At 48.0% G+C, this 4,993-nt stretch carries 5 protein-coding genes; 1 reads left to right on the top strand and 4 read right to left on the bottom strand.

Annotated elements, in window-relative coordinates; genetic code table 11:
• Positions 1–622: 622 nt before the first annotated feature.
• From IGR76_14900 to IGR76_14885, 4 genes are all read right to left on the bottom strand, one after another.
• The gene (locus IGR76_14900) at positions 623–895 is read right to left on the bottom strand and encodes a hypothetical protein (GenBank protein ID MBF2079764.1); all 273 of its coding nucleotides are present in this window, start codon (positions 893–895) and stop codon (positions 623–625) included.
• Between the two features lie 120 nt (positions 896–1,015).
• Positions 1,016–1,552 (bottom strand): hypothetical protein, encoded by a 537-nt coding sequence (locus tag IGR76_14895; protein ID MBF2079763.1) that lies wholly within the window; start codon positions 1,550–1,552, stop codon positions 1,016–1,018.
• A gap of 301 nt (positions 1,553–1,853) precedes the next feature.
• Positions 1,854–2,420: a Uma2 family endonuclease gene (locus IGR76_14890; protein ID MBF2079762.1), complete on the bottom strand. Its 567-nt coding sequence runs from the start codon at positions 2,418–2,420 to the stop codon at positions 1,854–1,856.
• A gap of 317 nt (positions 2,421–2,737) precedes the next feature.
• On the bottom strand, positions 2,738–4,012 hold the full coding sequence (locus IGR76_14885) for a helix-turn-helix domain-containing protein (GenBank protein MBF2079761.1): 1,275 nt from the start codon (positions 4,010–4,012) through the stop codon (positions 2,738–2,740).
• Between the two features lie 449 nt (positions 4,013–4,461).
• On the opposite strand from IGR76_14885, the gene IGR76_14880 reads away from it, so the two are divergent.
• Positions 4,462–4,953 carry a hypothetical protein gene (locus IGR76_14880; GenBank protein ID MBF2079760.1) on the top strand — a complete coding sequence of 164 codons (492 nt, stop codon included), beginning with the start codon at positions 4,462–4,464 and terminating at the stop codon, positions 4,951–4,953.
• Positions 4,954–4,993: the final 40 nt, after the last annotated feature.

Below are 4,993 nucleotides of genomic sequence, written 5' to 3'. Positions count from 1 at the left end.
AGAACGGACTGGCACTGACTGGAAACCAAGGCATAGCAAGCGGTTCATGCGATGTTTGCTGAGTTGCTAGCGTAATACTGCGTCCAAGCTAATTTAGTGGATAAAGTTCGTGCCCTTTAAACAGAAAATCAATTGTTTGACGGATTGCTTTACTCATCGCCTTAGACTAGATGCGCTACTACTAGCTACTAAGCGACTAGTTTCTAAGCTAGGAAAATGACTACCCGTTTATAGGATTAACGTCTTTGGACGAGCATTTAGGACATCTGGCAGATGGCGTTGATCGCCTAGCCTGCCAATCATAACCACATCGATTGCATACCATCTTCCCATACCACTTATTGGGATCACGAGAGTCACGTAGCAACGTAGATGCTACGCCGATTGCGACCCCTGCAAGGGGAATTACTGCAAGGGGAATTAACCAAGGCCCCATAAATCACCTCGCTGATGCATCGCTGATGCAATGGAAGGACTACACTGATTGTTTTGCAACCTGACCAGTTAGGAAACTAATAACAAGTGAACACTCTAAAGACTGGTAATCAGAAGTAACTAACCACTTTCATCAAGAGGTAGCAACTATTGCATTACCAGCATAAAACTAACTAGATTAATTTAATTAAACCTTAAGAACACGATATATGCCATAAGCAGCCAAGCCTGCCAATGCACCTATTCCAGCACCAACAGGCCCAGCCGCTGCTCCAAAACCTGCACCACCGCCAACCATCCCAGCAGCAGTTACACCTGTTGCAGCAACAGCTCCATATCCGGCGGCTGCTCCTGCCACTCCTGCTGCTGTTGCTTTTGCTCCTTCGATTTTACTCATTGGACTAATGCCTCTAGAATATACTTGTCTCTGATTATACTTCTCTGGTTTTTGAGGTGTCAACAGAGAGTGATTCCCGTACCGACTCGAGCAATAGCTCATACAGATCCTGTAGTGCGATTACACTTGTAGGTTGGTTGAGTTGACGAAACCAACCATTGACCTTCCACAAAGACGATCGCTCTATTCTTCATTGTCATCTTGAGGCTCTGAAGTCTCAGGTAGCAATTTCTCAGTCGATTTCAAAATTCGAGAATCCCCCTCCACTTCAGAGATATTGACAATGGACATCGGCATGACTCTAGATCTTTCACCAAGAATCCCGTAGCTGTAGAGAAATATGTATAGCAATAAAAATATTATAAAAACGACTAATATGATAGTTGTTAATATTAAAGTTCCAACTTGAGTATTTTTGCTTTTAATTTCTCTTAAAAGATTTTCAATAGATCTATCAAAGATATCAGAAGTCGCATTGTCAATCTTTTCTTGTTCCTGTTTTAGTTTTTCTTCTCTCTCGTATAGATTTCTTTCTCTTAAATCTAGTTCTTTTTCTCTCTCTAACAAAGCTGTATTGCCTTCCTTTGATGCCCTTAACGCAGCATATCTTTCTTTCATTCTCAAGACTTCATTATTAGCATTCTCAAGCTTTCTTCTTAATGATTCATACTCTTTAGCACGTTTATTATAAAGCTCTTTATAAAGAGATGGATCGCCCAAGCTAGTCTTGTAATCTGAGGTATTACTGCTACAACTTGACAGCAGAATAGATATGAAAATCACTGCTATAATTGTCCAAAGCTTCCAGGGCGAGAAGAGAGTATGACCCAAGCCCATATTTCCTAGCTTCTGTTCTTTTAGTCGCATCCAAGGCTCCCTCTGTGCGCTCCTTTATAGGTGAATGAATACTTCAAGCCCCAACATTCTATCTCACCTATAAAGTTGAAGTGCGATCGCCCGTGCTGATTAGAGAAGGGTGATCGCAACAGGATTACCCTTCTAGAATCCAGAGTCAAGCGATTTATTCTACGCCCATTTTTAACCAGCCAAAGAGCTGGACTACGGTAAGCTCTAGCTCAATTTCGTCTAAAACCCTCAGCCTATCGTCTTGATAAAGCAGCGTTGGCTGTCGTTGCGGTTGAAAGATCATCACCGAACGATCATCAAGGTCAATCAACCAGCCCAACTGGCAGCCGTAATTGAGGCCGTGCAGGATATTCCCAGTCACGTGATTGGAACTTTGATTGGGTGAAAGGATCTCGATTGTCCAGTTGGGGGGAATAAGAACGGTGTCTAACGGTTCTGCATTTTCATCAAGGGCGATACTCTGCCACAAAAATACAGAGATGTCGGGAATAATGGAGCGATCGCCAAAGGTGTAGCGAAGTTCTGGAAACGCATAGGCGATCTTTTGGGTTTCGGTGACTGCGTTAATTGCCTCGATCAACTTTCCCTGAAGCCTTGCGTGACGGGTTTTGGGCATCGGCTTCTGGATGATTTGACCGTTGACATATTCACTAGGAGGCTTTGTTTCTGGCAATTGCAGAAACTCTTCTAGCGTCAGTGATGCAGGTTTCGCAACAGTCATACGGAGTGCCGCTATGAAGGGGTTGCTTCAGTAGTGTATCAATTTCTATTTTGCAAGCGGCGATCGCCCGATCACAGAAGCACAACAAAGCCTGCTGGCTCAACGTGTCGATGAGCGATCGCCCCTGGGATCGTTCGGAGAAACCAGATCTGCGACTTCTCCTATGATTCCGACCCGCTCCTTTTAGGAAGCTGGCCAGAAGTCGCAGATCTTAGGAGTAAGTGGGTAACCTGAATTAAACGATGTCCTGAGAACGGTATACCGAGCTTTCTAGGTTCCAGAGCTACGTTTAGTTAGGACTCTCTACTTAAGCGATTCTAGGTCTGGGAATCAACCGCTTCCATAGCTGCTTTTTCGGGGGCTAAGGGCGATCGCACCCGACGTTCAGAAAACTGAATTTTGATGTTCCCTGCCGTATCTACCGTCGCCTGCGGTGCTATCTTGAGTCCTTCTTGGGCGACTTGGGGCTGAAGACTCGGGGACTGCCCACCCAAAGCGGATTGAAGCACCGGAATCTGAGACCCATCAATAGGATGTTGGGACACCCAACTCAAGCCCCAAACACTGCCCGCTACAACCGCCGCATAACCAATGTAAAGTTGGGTTGGATTCAGGGAAGAGGCAGCGATCGCTGGCGATTGAGAATACCAACTGGGGCGCTGGGAGTCAGGGACGGGTAACGGCGTGAGCTGATTGGCTAGCGCTAAGCCATCCAACCCCAACTCATTGCCCATACGTTGAATAAAGCCCTTGAGATAAATATCTTCCGGCAACCACTTTCCACCCCCGGCTTCGATGGCGCGAATTTGGTGACGAGCAACGAGGGTGCGCTGATGGAGCGCCTCTAGGGGCATATTTTGGGCAAGGCGGGCATCTTGCAGGGTTTTGCCAATGGCTTGGAGCTGGCTTTGGCGGAGTTCTTCAGGCGTTGGCACATAGGGTTTGGGCCGATGCAGCAATGACCACCAGTAGGCGGGATTCACTGCGTTCAAGGTAGGGCGATCGCGTTTCTGTGCAGGAATAGCTTGAACCTCGGCGGATTCTGCCTCTGCGTCTGCCATTGCCTCTGCCTCCGCCGGGGGAGGGGTCACACCCTGGAGCGTTGAAGGTTCAGGTGTAACGCTAACCGGATTGACGGACAGATGCGTCACCGTCTCAAAGGTGAAGTCTTGAACTGAAAGAAATGGCGCTGGAGTTCCATCGGTCGCTTCAGGAGTTTCGAGGGGAGGGAGGTTGAGAGGGAGAGGAGCAGGCGTAATGACACCTTCCGTTATCGCGGCGAGGTGGGGCGATCGCTCAGCATCACTTGACGCCGCAGGTGCAATCGGGAGTTCTGACCGCACAGGCGGCGGCTCTAGGCAGCAGACCTGACGTAGCGTTGAACGGATAGCCTCCCGGCACATTGCCTTTATCGCGGCTTGCACCTCTGAGGTTAGCGTTCCTTGCTTCTTGAACTCCGCCAAAATCTTTCGGAATCCTTTACTGCGATATAAATCTGTTTCGGCGTTTCGAAAATACCCCCGCAGTTCCTCAATCGAGACCAAAATCTGGGGACTCTTACGCGATTCTGGACAGTACGTTGCAGCTACCATTCCTATCCCTCCAAACAGTACACGATCGCTCCCATCACACAGTCCCGAAAATCTGCATTGAATCTGTATGCGGAGCACAATAAGCCTCTCAACGTCTTTCCAAAGCTTTATCCCTGATCCGGATGACGCAGCGAAAACTTAAAGCTTTGAGATGCGAAAAAACATCGGATTTGGCCTTTTCTGGGTACCAGAGGTTTCTCATCCAAGGTTCTTAAGCCAGCATGACAGCCATAACGCTGGAGGCGTTGACCTCGCAATGCATTGCTAACTCAAAACTGAACCCTCGAAATTCAAACCTGCTATGACTGCTAACCTCGATCGCGTCAGGTTTTGACGCAAATCACACGAATTGGCGGTACCAAACACCAAAAAAGCCATGAAATGGGAGCGATCGCCATCGAAGTTATAGCTATCCAAGCCCCTGATCCGAATGAAAAGGAACTATCCCCGTGCATCACACCTACGCCCCCAATCTCTCTCCCGTTTCCCCGCCTCTGTTTGAAAATAGCAATGCGATCCGCGAACTCCAGACTCAACTCAGCCAAGAGAAATTCGTAGAAAAACTGGTCAAGTTTGCGAAACCCGCCACCTCTTCGAACGCTAGTGTTCCAACGAATACAGCCCATCTCACCTTCCATACTCTGAAGAAAACCGGAGTTCCGGCTGCGGGTATATGCTTTGCCCTCAGCAGCATCGCTGCATCGCCGTTGGGAAACCAAAGTAACCTTAATCCACTCACCGATTGGGTGTCGGATAGAGCACCTGAGCATGTGCATCAAGCTGTACTGCAACAGATCGATAGTTTCCAAGAGGCGACTCAAGTCGATGCATCCGCAACCGACCATGGTGCGATCGCCCCTTCGTCTGCTGCTCTTGACCTGAAGCAAATGCCTTCCCCACAGCCAGCATTTTTTATGGATACGCTGGGCTTTGTTGCATGATTAGAAAAACGGTCAGGTTCGCCTTGAGAGTGTCCTGGTA

It is taken from the genome of Synechococcales cyanobacterium T60_A2020_003 (assembly GCA_015272205.1).
In the GTDB taxonomy this organism is placed as follows: domain Bacteria; phylum Cyanobacteriota; class Cyanobacteriia; order RECH01; family RECH01; genus JACYMB01.
Note: the sequence above shows the minus strand (reverse complement) of the source record. Positions and strands in the feature narration are given on the sequence as shown.